Consider the following 21285-nt stretch of genomic DNA (forward strand, 5'->3'; position numbering starts at 1 on the left):
TGCAGAGGAGCATTGCAAAATAGGCAAACCGGAGTAAGCTGTAAGGCGAACTGAGGCATTGAGTGTGTGAAGGAGTGGCAAGTACGATGAAAAGAGCATTGATTACCGGATTAACTGGACAAGATGGGTCGTATCTCGCAGAGCTTCTGTTGCAGCAGGGCTATCAAGTGTTTGGGCTAGTACGACGATCGAGTTCGGGCAACGTCGATCGCATTAGTCATCTATCGGGAACGATCGAGATTTTGTCGGGTGATTTGCTCGATCAGTGTTCTCTGATGGATGCTATTTCTTACGCACAACCAGATGAACTCTACAATCTAGCTTCTCAAAGCTATGTGCCACTCTCCTGGACACAGCCCGCTTTAACAGCGGAATACACCGCCTTGGGTGTGTCTCGGCTGCTGGAATCGATTCGCCGCTGTAAGCCGGATGCTCGATTTTATCAAGCTTCCAGTAGTGAAGTGTTTGGGCAACCCGACGAGTCGCCGCAAACGGAACGCACTGCTTTTCGACCTAGAAATCCTTATGGTGTCGCGAAGGCGTATGCCCACTGGATGACTATCAACTATCGGCAACAGTACGGTCTTTATAGCTGCTGTGGTGTGACCTACACGCATGAATCTCCACGACGGGGAACTGAGTTTGTGTTCCGCAAAATCACACGCGGAGCGGCGATGATTAAGATGGGACTGGCAAAGGAATTGAAGCTGGGAAATCTGGATGCTAAGCGGGATTGGTGTTACGCCAAAGATGCAGTCAGAGCGATGTGGATGATGTTGCAGCAAGAGCAGCCAGATGATTTCATTATTGCGAGTGGCGAAACGCATTCGGTTCGAGAATTGGTGCAGACGGCGTTTGATTGTGTGGGGTTAAATTGGGAGAACTATGTTTCAGTTGATCCAAACTTCTACAGACCCGATGAAGAAGTGCAGTTAGTCGGGTCGATCGATAAAATTCGTCAACAGCTCAATTGGGAGCCGCAATATTCCTTTAAACAGTTAGTGGAGTTAATGGTCGATCACGATCTGAAGGAATTGAGCGAGTCATGAGGGTTGCGATCGATGTTACGCCTTGGATGTCAAAACCCAGTGGAATGGGACTTTATGTCGCAAATCTAGTCCAAGGCTTAACAACGTTGCAAGCAACTGAATTTTTTGATTTGGAGCTAATTTATCAGCCTCGATTGAAGAATTGGCTCACAAGAGATTTAGCGTTTCCAGAGTATTTGCAGCCGTATTCTAATCTGAGGCTGTTTCCATTTCCGGTGCGAATTTCAAATCTGTTTATTCAGTTTCCATTGCTGTCCGCTCATTATTTGGAAAGTTATTTTAATCAGGCTGACATTGTTCATGGAACAAACTACACCGTTTTTCCGATTCCGGGAAGGCGCAAGATGACTACGATTTATGATGTGAGTTTTGTTAGATATCCTGAGTATTCCAACTCTACTGTGAGGGCTTATACCGATCGCTTAAAGAAATGCCTTGAATGGACGGATTTAGTTCTAACCATTTCACATAGTTCTAAGCAGGATATTGTTGAATATTTAGGTGTTGATCCGAGTCGAATTTGGGTGACTCATCTAGCAAGCCGTTATTCTCCAGTTGAAAACCCTAAATTAGAACTGTCTAAGCCTTATATTTTGTTTGTTAGCACGATCGAGCCTCGAAAGAATATCAAGGCATTGATTTCTGCGTTTGAATACTTGAAGAAAAATTATCAGATCGACCATGAGCTACTTCTAATCGGGCAAAAAGGCTGGCTTTACGAACCGATTTTTCAGCAGATCGAACAATCTTTCTATCGCTCCTCGATTCGGCATTTAAGCTATCTAACAGATGCTCAGGTCGCTCAGTTTTATCAGAATGCTGATGTTTTTGTGTATCCATCACATTATGAAGGATTCGGAATGCCCGTGTTAGAGGCAATGACTTTGGGCACGCCCGTTGTCACCAGTAATACTTCATCATTGCCGGAGATCGCGGGAGATGCGGCAATTTTAGTTGAGCCGACTGATATTCAGCAGATCGGAGAAGCAATTTTTAAAGTGATTCACGATCGTCCCTTCCGCGATCGCTTAATTCAAAAAGGCAAAGAACAAGCTAAATTATATTCTTGGGAAAAGACAGCAAAAGCAACGTTAGAAGCTTATCGATCGATTCTGTGATATTAATCAACCTCGCATTTTTAGCCTCAAAGCCCACAGGTCATACAGTGTATGCCAAAAATCTATTGCCTGGTTTAACTCCTCTTAAACCAGTGTTATTAACTGGACAAGATATTCCTGATTATTCCTGTTATAAAATTTCAGATCAGTTGACTCCAGATCAAGGAAAAAAAGGACACTTTAAGCGCTTGAAATGGACTCAGTTTGATCTGCCTAAAATCTATCAAAAGCTTCAAGGCAACCTTATTTTTTCTCCAATTCCTGAAGCCCCAATCTTCACGAAATGCCGCTACGTTGTGACCTTACACGATTTTATTCCGCTGCGATTCCCACGCTTTACGTCTCCTCTAACACAGTATTACAGATACTATATTCCTCACGTTCTGAATCAAGCTCAGCATATTTTGAGTGATTCAGAATCGACCGCAAATGATGCGATCGCATTCTACAAAATCCCAGCCAACAAAATCACTGTTGTTCCACTGGCTTACGACAGTCAACATTTCAAGTTTCTCGATCTGCCAACGCAAAACTATTTTCTCTACGTGGGAAGACACGACGCTTATAAAAATATTGGGCGATTGCTCACCGCTTTCTCTCAACTTCCAGAAGACTATGAATTTTGGATTGCAGGCTCACCCGATCCAAGATTTACCCCTAGTTTAGAGGCACAAGCTGAGGAGCTAGGAATTCGCGATCGCGTCAAATTTCTCAGCTATGTTTCTTATGCCGAACTGCCCGAATTAATTAATCGTGCGATCGCGCTTGTTTTCCCTAGTTTATGGGAAGGATTCGGCTTACCTGTGCTAGAAGCAATGGCATGTGGAACTCCAGTGATTACCTCAAATCTTTCTTCACTGCCTGAAGTCGCGGGAGATGCAGCACTACTCGTTGATCCGTACAAAGAAAGCGCGATCGCAGAGGCAATGAAATTGATAGTGACTGATAGCCAACTACGCCATCAACTGCACCTCAAAGGACTCGATCGTGCCTCAAACTTTAGCTGGCAAAAAACGGCAGCTCAAACCGCTGAAATTCTCAGCCAGTATTTGTAAGCCTACTTCTTCGCCATCAGCATAACCACGCCACAAATAATAAATGCCACTCCAAATAAGCGAATTACTGGAATCGACTCATTAAACAGAAATTTTCCCATCATCACTGAGAATACATACTGCAACGCTACCGCAGGCGCGAGAATACTTAACGGAACACGAGTGAGCAATAAGATATACAAAATCGCGCCAATTCCGTAGCAACAAAGACCAATGACCAGTTCAGGTATTGTTGCAATTCCGAGAACATGACTGATTGCATTACTCGCTGTCACTTGACCGAGCTTCAGCGCCCCGGACTTGAGAAAAAACTGACCGCTCACACCAGCAATGATCGAACCTAGAAACAGCAAAAATTCTTGAACACTCACAAGTAATCCTTAAGTCATTCATTTCATATTCAGTGTACAGCCCGCTTGAACACCCACCAGGAAATCCAATTCTTAAGCTACGATTTGTCTTGAAGTGAAATACAAGCCGATGGACTCTTCAACCTCTGTTAGACCCAATTACACCGATGAGCAGATTTCAGTTTGGTTACGCTGCTTGCTGACTTTAGCTTGGGCAGATGACAATTTCGATGCCGCTGAGCAAGAGTTGATTGTCTCGCTCACGGATCATCCCTTAATTCAGGAAGGAGCCGCACGATCGTTCCCTGCTGCTTCTGACGATGAACTGCGAGCGAGCTTCGGATCAGATGCAGACTTAGCTGAGAACTTCTTGAGAACTGCGGTGATGGTATCTTTAGCCGATGGTTCTTATACCTCAGCCGAAGATGCAATTCTAGAGCAGTTTTGCCGCACGTTGAATTGTGGAACTGAGATTCTAGAAAGTCTGCGGCTGACCTTGTGCGATTGCGCTCAGTCGTCTGAAACTCACGCTCCTCACTCCAATCTTCATCCTCATTCAGAGCCCCATTTAGATGTGTTGAAACCAGTGCGATCGTGGCTCGATCGCACTGAGATTCACGATCCGAAAGTGGCTCGATTCATCTGCAAAATGATTCCGCCCCAGTGTCCCTTCGAGCGCACGATTACCCTATTCGGACACAAGGTGATTCACATCCCGCCGCTTTGTAAATTGAATCCGCTTTATGATCAGCTAGTCGGAATTCGCTTCCGGGCGCTGTCCTACCTTGCGGATGAATGCGGCGAAGATGTGACTCCTTATTGCTGAGGATAAATCAGGATCTTATAGGTATCGGGTGTTGGAGAAACTGCACGATCGACCGCTTTCGCTAAATCTTTAAGTGGGAAGCGATCGCTAATCAACGCATCAACATCAATTCGCCGTTGAAACACAATGTCTGCGGCTAGTTGCTGCACCCGATACGAGGAACTGTAGCTGCCCATCAAATCGATTTCGCGTCGATACAGCACATTTGGATTGATCGGAATTTCGACTTCATCGGGAAACTCTGCAAAGAAGAGAATTTTCCCACCTTTGCGGGTGCAGTCGATCGCCTGAAAGAATGCTTTATCGCTGGGAACCGCCAACAAACTAACATCGGCTCCCATTCCTTGAGTCATCGCCTGAATTTTGCTCGAAAGATCAGGATCACGCGCATCAAAGGCGGCATCGGCTCCGACACTTAGCGCTTTCTCGATCCGGGACGGGAGCAAATCGGTGGCGATCGCGCTTGCTCCAAAATATTTCACCAGCATGATAAACATCAGACCGATCGGCCCTGCTCCCGTAATCAAAACGGTCTGTCCTGGCTGAATCTGCGCTTTCTTCACTGCCTTTAAGCAGCAATTCGTCGGTTCAACAAAACTCGCTTGCTCAAACGTCACATCGTCGGGAATTCGCATCAATCCCCCGTTTCGCACAATATGTCCCGGAACTTTCACATATTCCGCAAATCCGCCACCGCTCGGCACAAATCCGGCTGTCGTCGTGATGTTCTTGTACACCTCACACATCGAGAAATTCTCGTTCAGACAATAGGCGCAGTGCATACAGGGAATATGGTGAAGAACGATGACGCGATCACCAACGTTCCAATTCTTCACTTCAGCGCCGATAGCCGCGATCGTGCCTGCGGTTTCGTGCCCAAAAATCCGAGGCGGCTCTAGCAAGGGATACTTGATCTTTTTAATATCCGACTGACACAAGCCCACGACTTGAACCTGTACTAACACTTCGTCGGCTGCAATTTCGGGTTTTGGAACATCTTCGTACTGGAGTTGATTCACTCCACGAAAGACTTGCGCTTTCATAGTTGGATGAATTGCTTGATTGGTTGATCGAGACTTTATCACTAACTACCAAGCTTCCTTAGATAAACTGAAAAAAACTTTCATTTCAGTTGTCGCCTATGTCCGCCTCAGTTCAACAACAGGTTCTCGATGGTTTACAACGGCTCTCCTCCGAGGAGCAACAACTTGTTTTAGATCTTGTGATTAGCCTTCAGAATAAACACGCTCAATCCTCTGAGCTTTTGGAAACTCCCCAGTCTTTCCTTGACGTTGCAGGAGAGTACATTGGTCGAGGGGAAGGGGCAAGCGATCTATCAACCAACCCCGAATATATGGAAGAATACGGAGAAAATGCGTCAACAGGTCATTCTTGATACGGGTGCGATCGTTGCCCTAATCAATCGTCAAGATCAGTGCCATCAATGAGTCATTTGATCGATCAAGATTTTCTAGTTTATCGAAAGAATGCTAACCAACTGATTTCGACGATCGCCCCTTGGAACTAGAGAAGCGGTGCATCGAGACTCTATCACCAATTTATGCCGCACTGATGGCGCGTTGAGGTTTAGGTAAAGGTTTCCCACTTTCTTGATAATCCTCAATCAACATTTCAAGCACTTCTTGTCCGTGTCTCGCTGCCTCTTCATAAGTTTCGCCATGCGTGACGAAATACTGTGAGGGAAACTCAGGGAGATGTACCAAATAGAGATGGTCTTCCTCTGACCACTGAATCACCATACTGTATTGAAATTTCATTCTTCAGAGTCCTCCAGCGATTCCAACCGCTTCAATGCTTGTGTGACTTCTTTCTCTAAATATTTTGGAGCATCATCTCCATCTTTGCCGGGAATGACCAAGGGATCGTCTGGTAAGCGAGGATGTTTCCAGTAGGTGTGGCTTCCCTTGCCGCGCTTCGGCTGATAAACATAGCCCGCATCTTGAATGAGTTTTTTCAGTTCGCGAATTTTCTTGGGCATTTCAGAGGGTCTTGATAAGTTCCATTATCTCTGAGACGCGATGATCTAAACAGCGATCGAGCCTCTCACTTAGAATACTGAATAGTGTTTGAGGTAAGAGTGATGTTCTTATCCATTTTGACTGCTTACTTCTTTGGAATATTGCTAATAGCACTGATCATCTTCACGCATTGGTGTTTTCATCGAGCTTATATGTCCATTTACTTCCACCATACTGGCTATCTTAAATTGATTTTTAATTCTGCTAGAGAGGAGCTATTTTCTGTAGGTTTCTTTCTCTATTTATTTCTTTTGTGTTTTTGGGCTTTACCCTTCCTGTTAGAAATAGGTGTCTCTTTTCTCTTTATATTTTTAGTCGATACATATCTAAGAAGCTTGTCTGCTTTGGACATTTTTGTGATCATTTCTATTCCATCTTTAATGCTGTTGTTGAGCCGGTTGCCAGCTATAGGTAGAAAGATGTTTTACCTACAAGGCTCGATCGTGGTCGATGAAGATATTGAAGTGACCCCAGTATTTACTTGCTTTCTTGCAATTGGGCTAATGGCTGGCTTTCTAACAACTAAATATTTCTAGTTAACCTGAGTTCGGGTTAAGCAAAATGCTGAAAGCTCGGTGGGGCAGGACTTAGCCGGACTACTGCTTTACATATTGTTCTCAATAGACTTTTCTAATTAAGAACAATCGCAATTGTGAGCTTTATTGACAATGGCTTCACGGTCATCAGAGCCAAAAGGTACGAGAAATCAAGGTTTTTGGCAATTCCTTATCCCGAACTCAGGTTAGTTAGCATTGCTCAAAGCTCCGTTAACCGAGATGATTGAGAAGATTTTTAGCTCAGGTGAACAATGCGGGAACTGATTACAGATGTGCTGGTCGTGGGAGGCGGAACCGGAGGGATAGCCGCAGCAATCCAAGCCGCGAGGCGGGGAGCCAAAACAATTTTAGTCAGCGAATTCTCCTGGCTCGGCGGAATGCTCACCAGTGCAGGTGTTACTGCTCCAGATGGCAACGAACTCGCAGCCTTTCAAACCGGAATTTGGGGCGCGTTTTTACGAGAACTAGAACAGCGTCAGCCTGGAGGACTCGATAATGCTTGGGTGAGTTTCTTCACGTATGAGCCGCACATCGGAGCCGAAATCTTTGCCGATTGGGTGAAAGCCTTGCCGAATTTACAGTGGATTCAAGGCGAAATTCCAGAGAAAGTTTTAAGAAAAGATAATTGCATCCTCGGAGTCGAATTCCAAACCGTCAAAGTCGAGGCAAAAATCACGATCGATGCCACCGAACTCGGTGATCTACTCGAACTCGGAGGCATTCCCTATCGCTGGGGTTGGGAACTGCAATCCGAATTCAATGAACCCAGTGCCCCGATCGCACCCAACACACTCACTCAAACTTACCCAGCCCAAGCCCCAACTTGGGTCGTTGTGATGCGCGGCTTTGGCGCATCAAACGCGCCCGAAATCCCCAAACCTCTAAATTACGATCCAACCAAATTCGAGAAAGCTTGGACAAACTACGGAGCCGAAGCCTTTCTCAATTACGGACGCTTACCCGGCGATCGCTTCATGATCAATTGGCCCATCTCCGGCAACGATTACGGCGAAGGTTTGGAACGCTTGCTCAACCGAGAAACCTGCACCCAATTCCACCAGGAAGCCAAAGATCACTCTCTCAGCTTCGCCCACTTCATCCAATCCCAGCTCGGAAACCGCTACGGACTAGCAGAAGACACTTTCCCGACAGGCGCACTTGCACTTCATCCCTACTATCGAGAAAGTCGCCGACTCATTGGAATCACCACGCTACGTGAACAAGACTTACTGCCGCAAGAACGAGTCGCCCCCTTACCCTATCGAGTCGAAGCGATCGGCTGCGAATATGCCGAAAACTTCTGTCAATCGATCGCGATCGGCAACTACGCCAACGATCATCACTATCCGAGCGGCGACATTCCGCTCAAGCCAAAATCAATTCGCTGGGGGGGACGCTGGACAGGAACGCCCTTCACAATTCCCTACACCTGCCTCGTGCCACAAACGATCGACGGCTTTCTCACCTGTGAAAAAAATATCTCCGTCACTCACATGGCAAACGGCGCAACCCGATTACAGCCGGTCGTTTTAGGCATCGGACAAGCCGCAGGGATGGCAGCCGCACTCTGCATCGAGCAAAACTGTCAGCCGCGAGAGTTAAATGTGCGATCGCTCCAACTCGCCTTAATCAGTGACCCGACTGCCCCTGCTGCTATTTTCCCACTGTTCAACCTGTCACCCTCTCACCCCGAATGGCTGTACTGGCAACGCTACTATATCGACCACCCAGAAAGCTATCCCAATCACGGTGAATGCCCTGCAAACTCCAGAACGCTATCTCCCAGCGCAACGGCTCAACGCTTTTCAGGAAGATTCGATCGCAAAGCAATACAGGACTATGAATTGACTTTGAGCGATCGCCCCAATCAAAGTTGGGCACTTATCACTTTAGAAACAGAAATCAATACTCAACTCCAAAACATCCCATCCGGGCAAATACTGAATGGATTTGGCAAATTTAACCACTCAGGAAATTGGGTCTTAGTAGAAGCACTGAACTAGAAGTTCTTAGACAAACACTAACAGTTGTCAATCTAGTAAAGCTACTGAATTTTATTGGGTTGATTTGTTTCGTCCTGATCTAAAAGCTTCATAGATGTAAAGGGATATGTCACCCTAAGAATGTATCTCCTATGAATGCTCAAGTTCTGGTTGCGCTTTTTATCTCGCTTGTCGGAGTAATTACTGTCAGTCAGCACACTGAAAATAGCAATAATCCCACCTCTCAGTTTAATGTTGCTCAAGAGGTTCAGCCGTTTGTTGAGCATAGAGGGAGCGGACGAATTTATACTGACGCTGTGACAAACGAACTCTAATCTTTTCGTGCGGTAAGGGTTTCCGAAAAAAGGTTCTTCAGAACGCAGACAACCCTTCTAACGTTTGTTTCCCAATCAGAAATAACTTTCCATCCTAGAAACAAAGGCTATAGAATTCGACTGTTGAGTTTCGGCTGAAGTTGGGCAAGCTCAAGACAGCAAGTTGTCATCACACACATTAACGTAAACTTGGCTGCGGCTTCCTAACTATAAAGTTTTGCCTTACAGAAAGTCCGTGCGATTACGGATTGCAGTCTCTCACGGTAGACTAAACTTTACGACTGTTTTGACTGTGTTCCTGTTTCAGGGGTGGCGCTTGATATGACCAATGACCTCGATCTGATCAAATTGCTCAGCCCTAGCGCGATCGATCAGATCATGTTGTATCTTGCCTTTAGCGCTATGCGAACCGGCGGACACCGACATGGTGCATTTCTCGATGCCGCAGCCACGGCTGCCAAATGTGCGATTTATATGACGTATTTGGAGCAGGATGGCAATCTCCGGATGACGGGGCATTTGCACCATATTGAACCAAAACGAGTCAAAGCGATCGTCGAAGAAGTCCGGCAAGCCCTCAGTGAAGGCAAATTACTCAAAATGCTAGGGTCTCAAGAACCTCGGTACTTGATTCAGTTGCCCTACGTCTGGATGGAACACTATTCTTGGCTGCCTGGACGATCGCGGGTTCCGGGAACAAGTTTGACTTCGGACGAAAAGCGCCTGATCGAACGAAAACTGCCGCCTAATCTTCCAGATGCTCAATTGATCAATTCTTTCCAGTTTTTAGAGTTGATCGAATTTCTGCATACTCGCTCGCAAGAAGATCTGCTCCAAGAACAACGAATGCCCCTAAGTGAAGCGCTGGCAGAACATATTAAGCGACGGCTTTTGTACTCTGGCACAGTCACCCGCATCGACTCGCCTTGGGGAATGCCGTTTTATGCGCTCACTCGGTCTTCCTATTCTCCAGATGACCACGAAGAACGCGCCTACGTCATGATCGAGGACACAGCGCGGTTTTTCCGTTTGATGCAGGACTGGGCACAGCGTCAAGGGCGGGTGATGCGCGTGTTAGAAGAATTGGATATTCCAAGCGATCGGGTGGAAAGCGCGATCGCAGAACTTGACGAAATCATTCGTAACTGGGCGGATCGCTACCATGCAGAAGGCGGAGAGCCGTTTGTCGTGCAAATGGTGTTTGGTTCTGCTGAATTGTGATCAGCCCTCACATTACGCAATTTAAAGTTTTGCAACTGTCTGAAAGAGTGTAACAACACGCCAGAGTACACTAGGCATTGATTCTGAGAGTAAGCGGTTTATATCGCGAATTTCAGAACTAACAGATGATGCCAAGTCATAAGCACTAATCTGGAGCCTTCCATAATATGTCGCATACGGTCAAAATCTATGACACCTGTATTGGGTGTACGCAATGTGTTCGGGCTTGCCCGACCGATGTTCTAGAGATGGTTCCCTGGGATGGGTGTCGTGCGGGTCAAATCGCATCTTCGCCTCGTACCGAGGACTGTGTTGGTTGTAAGCGGTGCGAAACCGCTTGTCCGACCGACTTCCTCAGCATTCGGGTTTACCTCGGCGCTGAAACAACACGCAGTATGGGTCTGGCTTATTAAGGCAAAACTTCATACAGCAATCATTTTTCATTTATGTGGGTTCAAAGTTATGGGGGCAGATCGCCCTCTTTTTTTTTGCCCTAAATCCAGGCTGAGAAGTCCTGACTAAATTGTGCCAGAGACAGCAGGTGAACGCGATCGCTCTCTTTTGCCTGCTGCCGCTCCGATGCCGTGTTGTAGCCCCAATCCGCCAGAAATAACTCAACTTGCGTGAGAGTTTCTTGTTTCTCCACTGCTTCTAAGGTTTTCAAGCGATCCTCAACGAACCAAATTGAAGCCGTTTCTCCATACGCTTGTCTCAGTTCACTCAAAACTTGCGGCTTAGGGCGCTTCGATTCTTTACCGTAGACCTGTTCAGGTCTGAGTTCAATTCCCTGTTGATGTAGTAGCTGCTTGATGAATCGCCCTTCTTTGGTACTGATAATTACGAAATCGGTTGAACTGCTCAGAACCGATCGCAACCGCTCCAGAACTCTTGGATAAAATTCGTGTTCTGCGAGCCAGCTTTCTAGATCTGTTGCGATTAATTGATCTCGAATCGTATCAACGATCGCACCCACCTCTAAAGGCTTCAGATGATTGTCTGTAACGATTTGAGCCGCGATCGCAGTCCAATTCTGAAAAATTTCTGCTTCGGTGATTCCTGTAGCCAACGCTCGAATCACGAGCGGCATTTCCCAGCCTGTCTCAACCACGGGACGCAATCGGTAAAATGCAGGTGCGATCGTTGCGTCTGGAGGCGCTGTAACCTGCCAAATTTGCGCGTAAGCCTTCCAAGCAGTCTGAAAATACTCCTTCAGCCCATCGCAAATCACACCGTCGAAATCGAGCGCTAGAACGCGGGGAATCACAGACATTTTGTTAGAAAATGGCAACTTCCTCAAAGTAGCGCATTATTCGTCCGCGATCGCTTCAACTAATGGGCGCTTCGTGCTGGTCGTGACGATCGCGTTCATCGCATCCGGGCTAACAATGCCGCCAGAAATAATCACCTTAAACGCATCTTCGATCGGCATCGACAAGTTAATCACGTCCGTTTCAGGCACAACCGCATACCAACCTGTTGTGGGATTCGGAGTCGTGGGAATGAACACGCTCAGCATGTCATGCTTAAAGTGCGATTGCACCTCAGCTCCGATTGCACCTGTGACAAATCCAAGCGACCAAACGCCCTGACGCGGATACTCCACCAACACCACGCGGCGAAACTTACCGCTTGAATCGCGCAGAATCGTCTCTAGAAGCTGCTTCAGCGTCTTGTAAATTGCCCCTGCAAGCGGAATCGCTTGTAGCACCTGTTCGCCCACATCAAGCAGCCAACGTCCGGCGATATTTCGCGCCATCAGCCCGATAAATAGAATGCTGAGCAACGGAACCGCTAAACCCACTCCAAAATTGAGCAGATTCACCAAAAATGGGTTCAAGCCGTCAAACGGGTTTAGCTGCTTAGGAACACGAGTGAGAAAATTAATGACCCAAGTCGCGATCGTATAACTCAACCAAATCGTCGTTGCTAAGGGAATGACAACGAGCAACCCGGCAATCAGATCGTTTTTGAGGTCTTGCTTAAGACGATGGATCACAGACACCCTACTCTCCTTCATCTGGGGCAATTTCTGCCATTAATATAATTTGGGAGCGGAGACAAAAGTTAGCACGCTCCCAAAGCACTGATTGTAGCCGCGCTACTTTATTTTTAAAGCCTGTAAAGAAATGTTGCAACTTTAGGAAGGTTTCTAAGCTGAATCTCATTATTTAATCATTGATTCCCCTTCGACCATATCCGAATGGAATTAGTATATTATTTTACATTTTGAGATGCAACGTGAGCAGGCTCAGGAATTTTGGGGGCTTCGACTGACGAATTTTTGAGTTCCCACATCTTGAGCAAGATCAAATATTCATAAAATGCTTGTAAGGTACACCAAGTAAAACCGGGATAGCCATCGAGAATGCCCCCCAGCAGAAAATACATATAGAAAAATCGAATTAACGGACGAAACGGCAGGCGTAATGAAAGATCTTTAAGGGCGCGTCGCCGCTCCACCTCTGAACGTCCGAAAATGAGCAATCGCCAATCAATCGAACCAGATTCCAGTTGACGCAGCGTTTCGATCGCCTCGTTCGTCGAATAGCGATTATGTTTATCAATCCAGCGACTAAAGCCCTTTCCAGAAGTGTAATGCGGGTAGGTTTCCTGCAAAAATCCAGTCGAGCCTTCGACCACCTCGCGTTCGGTATGTCCGTAATCCGTAAACCACACCTTCTCGCGCTGAAATAGGCGCAACTGATAACGTGGGTATTGGGTACTGCGGCGAATCCAGTGACCCATAAACATCACCCGCTCAGCGACATAATATCCTGCGTGTTCAGCCGTCGCGATCGTATCCAGACACTCTTGAAACAGTTCCGGAGTCATCCGCTCATCGGCTTCAAGAATGTAAACCCACTCGTATTTCACCGGAACCGATCGCAGCATCCAAGTACGCTGCTTGCCGTGGCTCTCAAATCGATGTTGAACCGTTCTAATTGGATAAGACTGCGCGATCGCCATCGTGCGATCGTCGCTATAAGAATCAACCACCACTACATCATCTGATAACAGCGCCGATTCAATACAGGCAGCAATTTCGACTTCTTCGTTATGGGTCAGGATGAAGATGGAGAACATAAAACAAAAAGATGAAGAGGGCAAAAGGGACGAATATTCAGGTTAAATTCCTTCTCTATTTCTCCCTTTTTTCACGCTTCATCTTTCATGGGGTTGAATTTAGCGCATCACAGGCTTGCGCTTGCCACCGAGAACTCCCATCTCCTTCAAGCCTGTCCAACCAATGAGAAAATAGCCCAGTGACAGCAAGAGACTACTAATTCCAACTCGAACTCCGGTTTTCCAAAATTCACCTCTAGCCTGACTCTCAGCTTGCTGGCGACGTTCGCGCAGTTGAGTTAGCTGCTGGTTACGAAATTCTTTAGCGCGATCGGCAACCGAGCCCGGATTTGCTTTCAGCGCTTGCAGTTCTTTCTGAGCGCGTTGTGCTTGAGTTAATTGATCGCCTTTGAGTTGACCGCTTGCGATCGCAGCATCGATTTGTCTTAGCTGGTCATCCAACTGCTTCGCCTGATTGGGATCGCGCAGAGCTGCACTAATTTGGTCTTGTCGCTGCTGAACTTGGGCATTGAGCTGGGTTTCAGCATCTCTGGATTCTCGATCAATGCGCTCTAATGCTTGGTCTGAAACTTGACGGGTGTTATTCAAATGCAGCGGGAACGCGATCAGAAACGCCAGTCCCAGCAGAAGCGAGAGCAGAAGCGCCCAGAAGCGAAACGTCGTAAACGGTTTGGCGCGATCGCCTAAAGCGAGAGAACCCGCTTCAAGAAATGCGCTCAGTGATAGGAAACCGAGTCCGACCATCGGGATGATACCGCGATCGACAAACTGCGTCACTACACTGGCAAACCAGGCTTTGTCCGAAAAATTCGGGGGAATTAGAAGAGAAATATAGTCCACCAGCGCTGACAAAATCAAAATAATGCCAACAATTCGGAGGATGAAGGGGGCGGTAGGAAGAGAATTCGTTGCTTTCATCGGGCTTTACAGTTCTAACGGTTGTCTAGGGCATCTGTCTAGGGCATCGCAAATCACTCAAACCCTCTGGGCAATTGAGACCTCTGCGCCATTTTTCTAAGGAAAGTGCATAAAGTCGCCTTAGAAACTCAGTCATTTTACATGGGTTATCTCACGATTCAAGCGCAGGAATACCGAAGAAAAATTGCGCGAAAGAGCGATGAGAATCTGAGAGTTGCACCGCAAGTAGAGGGTAACATTGCCGCGTCAAGAAATCACAAGCTTTTCTGACTTGAAACATCTAGGGTTTTGGCTTTATGGTGTCGATTAATCCATTCTGTTCCCACCTCTCCGATGACTGAAGTTGCAGTAATCGCTCAAAAGCTAAATATTTATACGCTGCAAAGTGTGGCAGTCAGTAAAGGTAACGTGATTGTACCGATGTTAGATGGACAATTGCTAAGAGTTACGCCAGATGGAAAACAAGCCCCGATCGTCAATTTAGTGCAAGCTGAGTTAGGTGTGCCATTCGGAATTAGCGAGCAAGGCGAAAATTTGATTGTGACGGTTTCAGGCTATCTCCCTCAACATTATTTATTGCGAGTGCAACCTGATGGCAAAGTCGAAACGATCGCAGATTTGACGCGACGGAGCGGATTTTATGGTGCGCCCTTTGGGGTAATAGTGGAGCAGGGTGATTACATTGTGACGTTGGCAACCGATGTGATTGATTCAGCGAGTGAATTGATTCGGGTCAGCCCAACCGGAGAAATTAGCCTGATCGCCAATTTGACTTTGTTTGGCAATCCGTTCGGTCTAGTGGTACAGGATCAATCGATCGTCGTGGCGCAATCTTACGGGCAGTTGGTACGAGTCGAAAAAGGCAAAGCAAGCACGATCGTGGATCTCAAAGCGCAAGGGTTTGGAATTCCTTTTGATGTCACGATTTGGCGCGGTCAATTAACTGCAACAACCAATTCTGGGCGAGTCGTCCAGGTCGATGCAAATGGAAAAGTGAAAACGATCGCGGATTTAGCAAAAGCGAAATATCAAATTCCATCAGGGATTGCAACGCTGGGCGAAGATTTGATTGTGACGACAAACGGCGGATTTGTCTTGAGAATTTCCGCTTAGAGCAAACTGGAATGTGAGGCCGTCGCAGCCTGAATTCGTGCCTGTAGCTGTTACGAATCGGGACAAATTGGCAAGACTAGGGATACTGAAACCTCTGTCTCCCGTGACGCGAAGGAGTGCTGATCGCATGGAATACACCATTCCAGAACTAGAACCCATTAGCCGCCAATTCATGATGCTCGATCGACCAAAGAAAACGAAAATGCTCGTCGTCGATGACGAACCCGATAACCTCGATTTGCTCTACCGAACCTTTCGTCGCGAATTCAATGTTCTGAAAGCAGAAAGTGGCATTCATGCGCTGCAAGTCTTAGCGCAAGAGGGCGAGGTTGCGGTTATTATTTCCGACCAGCGGATGCCCGAAATGAAGGGAACAGAGTTTCTCAGCCGCACCGTGCCCGAATTCCCCGATACGATGCGGATTATTCTGACTGGGTTTACCGATGTTGAAGACTTAGTCGAGGCAATTAACTCTGGACAAGTTTACAAATACATCACAAAGCCTTGGGATCCAAACGAACTCAAAGCCGTCGTGCAACGAGCAGCCGAAACTTACGAATTGCTCAAACAGCGTACGGAAGAATTACGCCGATCGCAGTCGCAAACCGCTTTGTTGTCCACGATCGTTTCTGTTGCTCAGAGCCATAGCACCCCGGAAAGCGCGCTAGAGCCGATCGCGACTGCCTTTGGTGAAAACTTCGCTGCCGATCGCTGCACTGTCCAATTGGTTGAAAATGGTACTCTAACAATTGCGGGAACTTATGGCATGAGCAGCGATTTCGATCTCGTGCAATCGCAAGCGGTGAAAGACGCGATCGCAACTCAGCAAATGCAAATTGTCACGGAAACTAACGATGTCGCCTTCAGCGCCCATCTCGTTGTTCCAGTCACACTCCGAGGCGAAGTTCTCGCGGTGCTCTCCCTGCAATGGAAACAGCCGCAAAGTCTGCGAGAAGATGAGCTTTTGTTACTGCATCTCTCAGCCCAGCAAGTCGCTCTGGCGTTAACCTGTACCCGTTCGATCAAGAGTGCCGTTGCTGCCTAATCTAGCCCGATGAGCCGCTTCTCTAAAATTGCTCGTCCCAATTGAACCGCCCGAAACTTAGAATTTTAAACAGAACAATTTTAGAGAAGCACTCATCATAAATGAATTCTGATCATATTCAAGCGTTGTTCGATCGTATCGCTCCAGTCTACGACGAGCTTAACAACGGTCTGAGCTTTGGACAGCATCGCATCTGGAAGCGTATGACCGTGAAGTGGAGCGGTGCCAAGCCCGGAAATATTGCCCTTGATTTATGCTGTGGTAGCGGCGATATTGCCCAGATGTTAGCGGAAGTTGTTGGTAGAACCGGACAGGTGTACGGCGTTGATTTTTCTGCCGCTCAACTGGAAGTTGCCCGCGATCGTAGTGAACGTCGCTGCATTAAACCTCCCATTCACTGGGTCAAGTCCGATGTTCTAGATTTACCGTTTTCTGATAATCATTTTGATTGCGCGACGATGGGATACGGCTTGCGGAACGTCGTGGATATTCTTGGCAGCCTCAAAGAGATTCACCGAGTGCTAAAACCTGGAGCAAAAGCCGCAATTCTAGATATGCACCGCCCAGACAGCAATCTCGTGCGTGCGTTTCAGCAGTGGTATCTCGACGAAGTGGTGGTTCCGGCTGCTCAGCGCTTTGGCTTTACTGAGGAATACGCCTATATTTCACCCAGTCTCGACAAATTTCCGACAGGCAGAGAGCAGGTTGGCTTAGCAAATCAAGCGGGTTTTACCAGTGCTACCCATTATCCGATCGCGGGCGGTACGATGGGAGTATTGGTGATTACAAAATAAGGCGATCGCCTGTTTACCCCTCATTACTTCTTAGTCCCTGTGGATCTCTCGACGCTCTGGCTTTTTCTAGGCCCTCCTGTGGTTGGTGGAGTCATTGGCTACTTCACCAACGATATTGCGATTAAAATGCTGTTTCGCCCGTATCGAGCGCTTTACCTCGGCAAACAGCGACTTCCGTTTACGCCCGGACTCATTCCTCGCAATCAGGAGCGCTTAGCAAAGCGAATTTCTGACACAATTATGGGGTCATTATTGACTCCTGAAGAATTGCAGAATTTGGCGCGACGACTTTTACAGACGGAGCGAGTTCAGGCAGCAATTCTTTGGCTATTACAACTCGCGATCGAGCAAGTTCAGGAAAGCAAAGGGCAAAAAACAGCAAAGATTTTAGGCAATATTTTGAGAGACCTATTTGGTCAGTCTTTGCCGCGATTGCTGAAAGTTTTAGCGCGTCAAGAAGAATTTCTTGAAGACCAGTTAAATCATATTTTCGACCAAGTTATTCTGGAGTTTCAGCTTACCGAAGACCAAGCAGAAAAGCTCTCGGAATGGCTGATTCAAATGGTAATTCCGCCGGATGTTTTGCGTCAAACTTTGGTAGATTTTCTCACCGATCGTAATATCCAGGTGATCGATGAAGGCTTCCGAGAAAAAACAAGTGGTACTTATTGGGTTGTTGCAAATTTATTCGGCATTCGGAATACTCTCACTCGACTGAGAACATTTTGTTTAGATGAGAAAGAAGCCAGCAATTCTGTTTTGTCTGAGCTAATGTTTTCGCTCGGTGTGAAACAGCGCTTTAAAGAATGGCTGCAAAATATCTCACTCCAAAATCTACCTGTTTCTACCGTTAGGCAACTTCGTAAAACAATGCGAGATAGCACCCGACATTATTTGCAAGATCGAGGCTCGGAAGTCCTGCAAGGACTGAGTGAATCGGTCGATTGGGAGAATGTTGCGTCGGTAGTGTTAAACCGATTACAAAGTTCAGAAGCGGTCAATTCTTCTTTGGAGCTTGTGAGCGAAGAACTAGCGTTAATTCTGGAGCGTTATCTAGAAAAAGATTTAGAAAATATTGTTGCTCAAGCCATTCCAATTTTGAATATTGATCAAGTCATTGTTGATCGAGTCAAAGCAACTTCTCCAGCCGATTTAGAAGCCGCAATCAACGGGATTGTTCGGAGTGAATTGCAGGCGATCGTGAATCTTGGTGGAGTTTTGGGATTGCTGATCGGGGCGCTGCAATCCGCCTCACTCTTACTCCGCTAAGAGTCATCTAAATTCTCGTTTTCCTCGCTTTTCATCAGCTGATCAATGTCGAGCTTACGGAGAGATTGCTGTCGATTTCTACGAGATTCGCGCCGGTATTTTTTCAGTTCTAAGCGCGGCTCATATTCTGTCCCTTTGCCCGTTGTTTTGAGCTTTAGAACCTCATCGGGATCAGATTGCTGATTCAATTGAGTTTCATATACGATCGCGTCTTCCAGAAAATTCAAGTAATGCTCATACCGCTCCCACTCTCCTCGCACAGTACAGCCAGGCTCGTCTCGATGTAAGCAATTACTAAACTGACAGCTTCCCTCTGCTAGTCTTCGACGCGCTTCTGGAAAATACTGCACTAATTCTTGGGGCAAACAGCACAAATCTGGCTGATTAAATCCTGGGGTATCTGCAAGTAATCCGCCTGTTGGAAGCTCAAATAACTCAACGTGGCGCGTCGTATGCCGCCCTTTTTCTAACTTTCCAGAAACCGCACTCACCCGCAAATCAATATTAGGAATAATCTGGTTGATTAAGCTAGATTTGCCAACACCAGAAGGACCAGAGGCAACGGTAATTTTCTGGTTTAAACGTTGCTTTAACTCAATTAAGCCAAGTTGTTGATGAACACTGATAAAAATCGGCTGATAGCCCCATTCGCCTAGTCGAGCTTTCCAGCATTCCTGCTCGTCGATCGACACTAAATCACTCTTACTTAACGCCAAGCAAACCGCTACTCCAGTTGACTCGGCTTTAACTAAAAATCGACTCAGTTGATAAGGCTCGATCGTCGGAGAGGCAAGCGCAAATACAAGCAAAATTTGATCGACGTTGGCGATCGGCGGACGATCCAATTCTGAGCGCCTCGGAAACACCTGCGAGATTGCGCCGCGCTCTCCGTTCCAGTCTGGCTCCTCAATGAGAACGCGATCGCCCACCATGACACGCTGCCCGATCTTCTTTAGCCGGGTTCGTCGAGTACAAAGCAACATTAATTTGGGTAGCGTCTCCTCCTGAAGTCGCACCTGATAGAAATTCGCTTGCACTGCTAAAACCGTACCTGTGATTTGGCGCGGCTGATCACCTTCCAAAATCTTGCTGAAGTCTTCAAAACTCATAAGATCTCAACGGAAGATTAACGACGAATTTTGACAGCAAAAAAGCTCGATCGATCCTCGATACTCTCAATCTTGTAGCCTTCCATCGTCAGGCTGTCTGGTACCTGCTCGATCGGTTCTCCCGGGTCGAGCCAAACTTCCAACAGCGAACCCGGAGTCATCTGCTCTAGCCGTAGCTTGGTGCGAACGAAATTGATCGGGCAAGGTGTCCCGCGTAAATCCATCTGCACATCTGAGGTTTCTGCTGCTTGACTCATCCGCCAAAAATCTTCCCGATAAAGCCTTCAACACCGCCTTTTCCGACGCGATCGCCCCTAATTTTTGCCAGTTTTTCCAGCAGCTCTCGCTCTTCTGGACTAATTCGCGTTGGAATATCCACCGATACTGTGATCAAATGATCCCCACGGCTCACCGGATTCCCAAGTTTCGGTACGCCCTTGTTCTCTAGCGTCAAAACCGTTCCCGGCTGAGTCCCCACAGGAATCGTTAACTCCTCTTCACCATCAACCGTCTTGACTTCGATCCGAGAACCCAGAATTGCCTGTAGATAACTAATTTTGACATCCGACAGAACATTAATTCCATCACGACGAAAATCAGCGTCCTCGTTGATGAAGAGATAGACATACAAATCGCCCGCAGGCCCGCTGCGCTGCCCCGCATCACCCTCACCTGATACTCTCAATCGAGTGCCATTATCGACACCTGCCGGAATGGTGATTTTGAGCTTTTTCGTTTCCTGTCGCTGTCCATTGCCGCTACAAACTTCGCATTTCTCCTCGATCATCTGCCCAGTACCGTTACAGGTTGGACAAACGGAAACTTGAGTAAAACTGCCAAACGGAGTCCGAGTTGCACGACGAACCTGACCCGCACCCGAACAAGTTGAGCAAGTCTTAGGGCGAGTTCCTGGCTTCGCACCACTGCCACTACAGTTCGTACAGGTTTCCAGATGGCTGATCCGAATTTCCTTTTCACCGCCAAACACGGCTTCGCGAAAATCTAGCCTTAAATCTAGCCGCAGATCATCGCCTCGGACTGGGCCACCTCGCCGTCGGGTTTGACCCCCAGGTGCCCCACCCGCAAATCCACTAAAGAAGCTTTCAAAGATATCAGCAATGCCACCCATATCGCCGAAATCTTGGTAGCCCCCTGCACCGGCGGCAGAACCAATACCCGCTTCACCAAAGCGATCGTACCGCGCCCGCATCTCTGGATCAGAAATCACCTCATAGGCGCGGTTGATTTCTTTGAAGCGCTCTTCTGCACCAGGCTCTTTGTTAACATCCGGGTGATATTTTCGAGCGAGACGACGGAAGGCTTGCTTGACTTCTTCCTTGTCCGCATCACGGGAAACGCCAAGAATTTCGTAGTAATCACGAGCCATAGGGTAGAGATTCAGGGGGTAAGAGGGCTAAAAA

Annotated in this window: 25 protein-coding genes; 14 read left to right on the plus strand and 11 right to left on the minus strand. The window is 47.2% G+C overall.

The genetic code is table 11. The features are described from left to right. Positions 1-86 precede the first annotated feature (86 nt). Genes NC981_RS12650 through NC981_RS12660 form a run of 3 tightly spaced genes read left to right on the plus strand, consistent with a single transcriptional unit; the run spans position 87 to position 3222 of the window. Positions 87-1049, plus strand: a complete 963-nt coding sequence (locus NC981_RS12650) for a GDP-mannose 4,6-dehydratase (protein WP_348243108.1) — start codon at positions 87-89, stop codon at positions 1047-1049. Further along, positions 1046-2167: a glycosyltransferase family 1 protein gene (locus NC981_RS12655; protein WP_348243109.1), complete on the plus strand. Its 1122-nt coding sequence runs from the start codon at positions 1046-1048 to the stop codon at positions 2165-2167. The genes NC981_RS12650 and NC981_RS12655 overlap by 4 nt, the downstream gene beginning before the upstream one ends. Continuing rightward, entirely contained in the window at positions 2164-3222 is a 1059-nt protein-coding gene (locus NC981_RS12660) for a glycosyltransferase family 1 protein (RefSeq protein ID WP_348243110.1), read from the plus strand. Before NC981_RS12655 ends, NC981_RS12660 begins: the two co-directional genes overlap by 4 nt. Before the next feature lie 2 nt (positions 3223-3224). Here NC981_RS12660 and NC981_RS12665 read toward each other — a convergent pair whose 3' ends face one another. Further along, the gene (locus NC981_RS12665) at positions 3225-3593 is read right to left on the minus strand and encodes an EamA-like transporter family protein (RefSeq protein WP_348243111.1); all 369 of its coding nucleotides are present in this window, start codon (positions 3591-3593) and stop codon (positions 3225-3227) included. Between the two features lie 109 nt (positions 3594-3702). Between NC981_RS12665 and NC981_RS12670 the strand changes: the two genes are divergently transcribed. Further along, on the plus strand, positions 3703-4398 hold the full coding sequence (locus tag NC981_RS12670) for a Mo-dependent nitrogenase C-terminal domain-containing protein (protein WP_348243112.1): 696 nt from the start codon (positions 3703-3705) through the stop codon (positions 4396-4398). Here the strand turns inward: NC981_RS12670 and NC981_RS12675 are convergent. Next, positions 4389-5441: a zinc-dependent dehydrogenase gene (locus NC981_RS12675; RefSeq protein ID WP_348243113.1), complete on the minus strand. Its 1053-nt coding sequence runs from the start codon at positions 5439-5441 to the stop codon at positions 4389-4391. The two genes, NC981_RS12670 and NC981_RS12675, sit on opposite strands and share 10 nt — an antisense overlap. 98 nt (positions 5442-5539) lie before the next feature. Here NC981_RS12675 and NC981_RS12680 point away from each other — a divergent pair, with 98 nt between their 5' ends. Then, positions 5540-5794, plus strand: coding sequence for a hypothetical protein (locus tag NC981_RS12680; protein ID WP_348243114.1), 255 nt, complete (start codon positions 5540-5542; stop codon positions 5792-5794). A 163-nt stretch (positions 5795-5957) separates the two neighbouring features. Here the strand turns inward: NC981_RS12680 and NC981_RS12685 are convergent, their stop codons facing one another. Together NC981_RS12685 and NC981_RS12690 are read right to left on the minus strand one after the other, a co-directional pair. Continuing rightward, positions 5958-6176, minus strand: a complete 219-nt coding sequence (locus NC981_RS12685) for a type II toxin-antitoxin system HicB family antitoxin (protein ID WP_348243115.1) — start codon at positions 6174-6176, stop codon at positions 5958-5960. Further along, a complete protein-coding gene (locus NC981_RS12690; RefSeq protein WP_348243116.1) occupies positions 6173-6397 on the minus strand; it encodes a type II toxin-antitoxin system HicA family toxin in 225 nt (74 codons plus the stop codon). Before NC981_RS12690 ends, NC981_RS12685 begins: the two co-directional genes overlap by 4 nt. A 102-nt stretch (positions 6398-6499) precedes the next feature. Here NC981_RS12690 and NC981_RS12695 point away from each other — a divergent pair, with 102 nt between their 5' ends. The 5 genes from NC981_RS12695 (at position 6500) to psaC (ending at position 10945) form a co-directional block, all read left to right on the plus strand. Beyond that, complete coding sequence (locus tag NC981_RS12695; RefSeq protein ID WP_348243117.1) at positions 6500-6973, plus strand: hypothetical protein; 474 nt, start codon at positions 6500-6502, stop codon at positions 6971-6973. Between the two features lie 272 nt (positions 6974-7245). After that, positions 7246-8997, plus strand: coding sequence for an FAD-dependent oxidoreductase (locus tag NC981_RS12700; RefSeq protein WP_348243118.1), 1752 nt, complete (start codon positions 7246-7248; stop codon positions 8995-8997). Between the two features lie 131 nt (positions 8998-9128). Beyond that, a complete protein-coding gene (locus NC981_RS12705; protein WP_348243119.1) occupies positions 9129-9311 on the plus strand; it encodes a hypothetical protein in 183 nt (60 codons plus the stop codon). A gap of 321 nt (positions 9312-9632) precedes the next feature. Then, positions 9633-10532 (plus strand): heterocyst differentiation master regulator HetR, encoded by a 900-nt coding sequence (hetR, locus tag NC981_RS12710; RefSeq protein WP_348243120.1) that lies wholly within the window; start codon positions 9633-9635, stop codon positions 10530-10532. Between the two features lie 167 nt (positions 10533-10699). Continuing rightward, the gene (psaC, locus tag NC981_RS12715; RefSeq protein ID WP_009458117.1) at positions 10700-10945 is read left to right on the plus strand and encodes a photosystem I iron-sulfur center protein PsaC; all 246 of its coding nucleotides are present in this window, start codon (positions 10700-10702) and stop codon (positions 10943-10945) included. A gap of 80 nt (positions 10946-11025) precedes the next feature. Here the strand turns inward: psaC and NC981_RS12720 are convergent, their stop codons facing one another. The 4 genes from NC981_RS12720 to NC981_RS12735 form a co-directional block, all read right to left on the minus strand. Next, positions 11026-11802 (minus strand): HAD family hydrolase, encoded by a 777-nt coding sequence (locus NC981_RS12720; protein WP_348243121.1) that lies wholly within the window; start codon positions 11800-11802, stop codon positions 11026-11028. A gap of 36 nt (positions 11803-11838) precedes the next feature. After that, on the minus strand, positions 11839-12549 hold the full coding sequence (locus NC981_RS12725) for a DUF502 domain-containing protein (protein WP_190378975.1): 711 nt from the start codon (positions 12547-12549) through the stop codon (positions 11839-11841). Between the two features lie 197 nt (positions 12550-12746). Further along, the gene (locus tag NC981_RS12730; protein ID WP_190378974.1) at positions 12747-13616 is read right to left on the minus strand and encodes a glycosyltransferase family 2 protein; all 870 of its coding nucleotides are present in this window, start codon (positions 13614-13616) and stop codon (positions 12747-12749) included. Between the two features lie 99 nt (positions 13617-13715). Next, positions 13716-14534 carry an HpsJ family protein gene (locus tag NC981_RS12735; protein WP_199298718.1) on the minus strand — a complete coding sequence of 273 codons (819 nt, stop codon included), beginning with the start codon at positions 14532-14534 and terminating at the stop codon, positions 13716-13718. 333 nt (positions 14535-14867) lie between these two features. Here NC981_RS12735 and NC981_RS12740 point away from each other — a divergent pair, with 333 nt between their 5' ends. The 4 genes from NC981_RS12740 to NC981_RS12755 all read left to right on the plus strand — a co-directional run bounded on the left by NC981_RS12740 (position 14868) and on the right by NC981_RS12755 (position 18755). Further along, positions 14868-15647: a hypothetical protein gene (locus NC981_RS12740; protein WP_348243122.1), complete on the plus strand. Its 780-nt coding sequence runs from the start codon at positions 14868-14870 to the stop codon at positions 15645-15647. 127 nt (positions 15648-15774) lie between these two features. Then, a complete protein-coding gene (locus tag NC981_RS12745; RefSeq protein WP_348243123.1) occupies positions 15775-16692 on the plus strand; it encodes a response regulator in 918 nt (305 codons plus the stop codon). Positions 16693-16793: 101 nt separating this feature from the next. Continuing rightward, positions 16794-17486 carry a bifunctional demethylmenaquinone methyltransferase/2-methoxy-6-polyprenyl-1,4-benzoquinol methylase UbiE gene (gene ubiE / locus NC981_RS12750; RefSeq protein WP_348243124.1) on the plus strand — a complete coding sequence of 231 codons (693 nt, stop codon included), beginning with the start codon at positions 16794-16796 and terminating at the stop codon, positions 17484-17486. 39 nt (positions 17487-17525) lie between these two features. Beyond that, on the plus strand, positions 17526-18755 hold the full coding sequence (locus NC981_RS12755) for a DUF445 family protein (protein ID WP_348243125.1): 1230 nt from the start codon (positions 17526-17528) through the stop codon (positions 18753-18755). Here NC981_RS12755 and rsgA read toward each other — a convergent pair. Genes rsgA through dnaJ form a run of 3 tightly spaced genes read right to left on the minus strand, consistent with a single transcriptional unit; the run spans position 18752 to position 21251 of the window. Further along, positions 18752-19864, minus strand: coding sequence for a small ribosomal subunit biogenesis GTPase RsgA (rsgA, locus tag NC981_RS12760; protein WP_348243126.1), 1113 nt, complete (start codon positions 19862-19864; stop codon positions 18752-18754). The genes NC981_RS12755 and rsgA overlap by 4 nt on opposite strands. Positions 19865-19881: 17 nt before the next feature. Then, complete coding sequence (locus NC981_RS12765) at positions 19882-20121, minus strand: sulfurtransferase TusA family protein (protein WP_068385209.1); 240 nt, start codon at positions 20119-20121, stop codon at positions 19882-19884. Next, positions 20118-21251, minus strand: a complete 1134-nt coding sequence (dnaJ, locus tag NC981_RS12770; protein ID WP_190378968.1) for a molecular chaperone DnaJ — start codon at positions 21249-21251, stop codon at positions 20118-20120. The genes NC981_RS12765 and dnaJ overlap by 4 nt, the downstream gene beginning before the upstream one ends. Between the last annotated feature and the right edge of the window lie 34 nt (positions 21252-21285).

Origin of the sequence: Leptolyngbya sp. DQ-M1, from assembly GCF_039962505.1 — a bacterium.
In the GTDB taxonomy this organism is placed as follows: domain Bacteria; phylum Cyanobacteriota; class Cyanobacteriia; order Leptolyngbyales; family Leptolyngbyaceae; genus Leptolyngbya.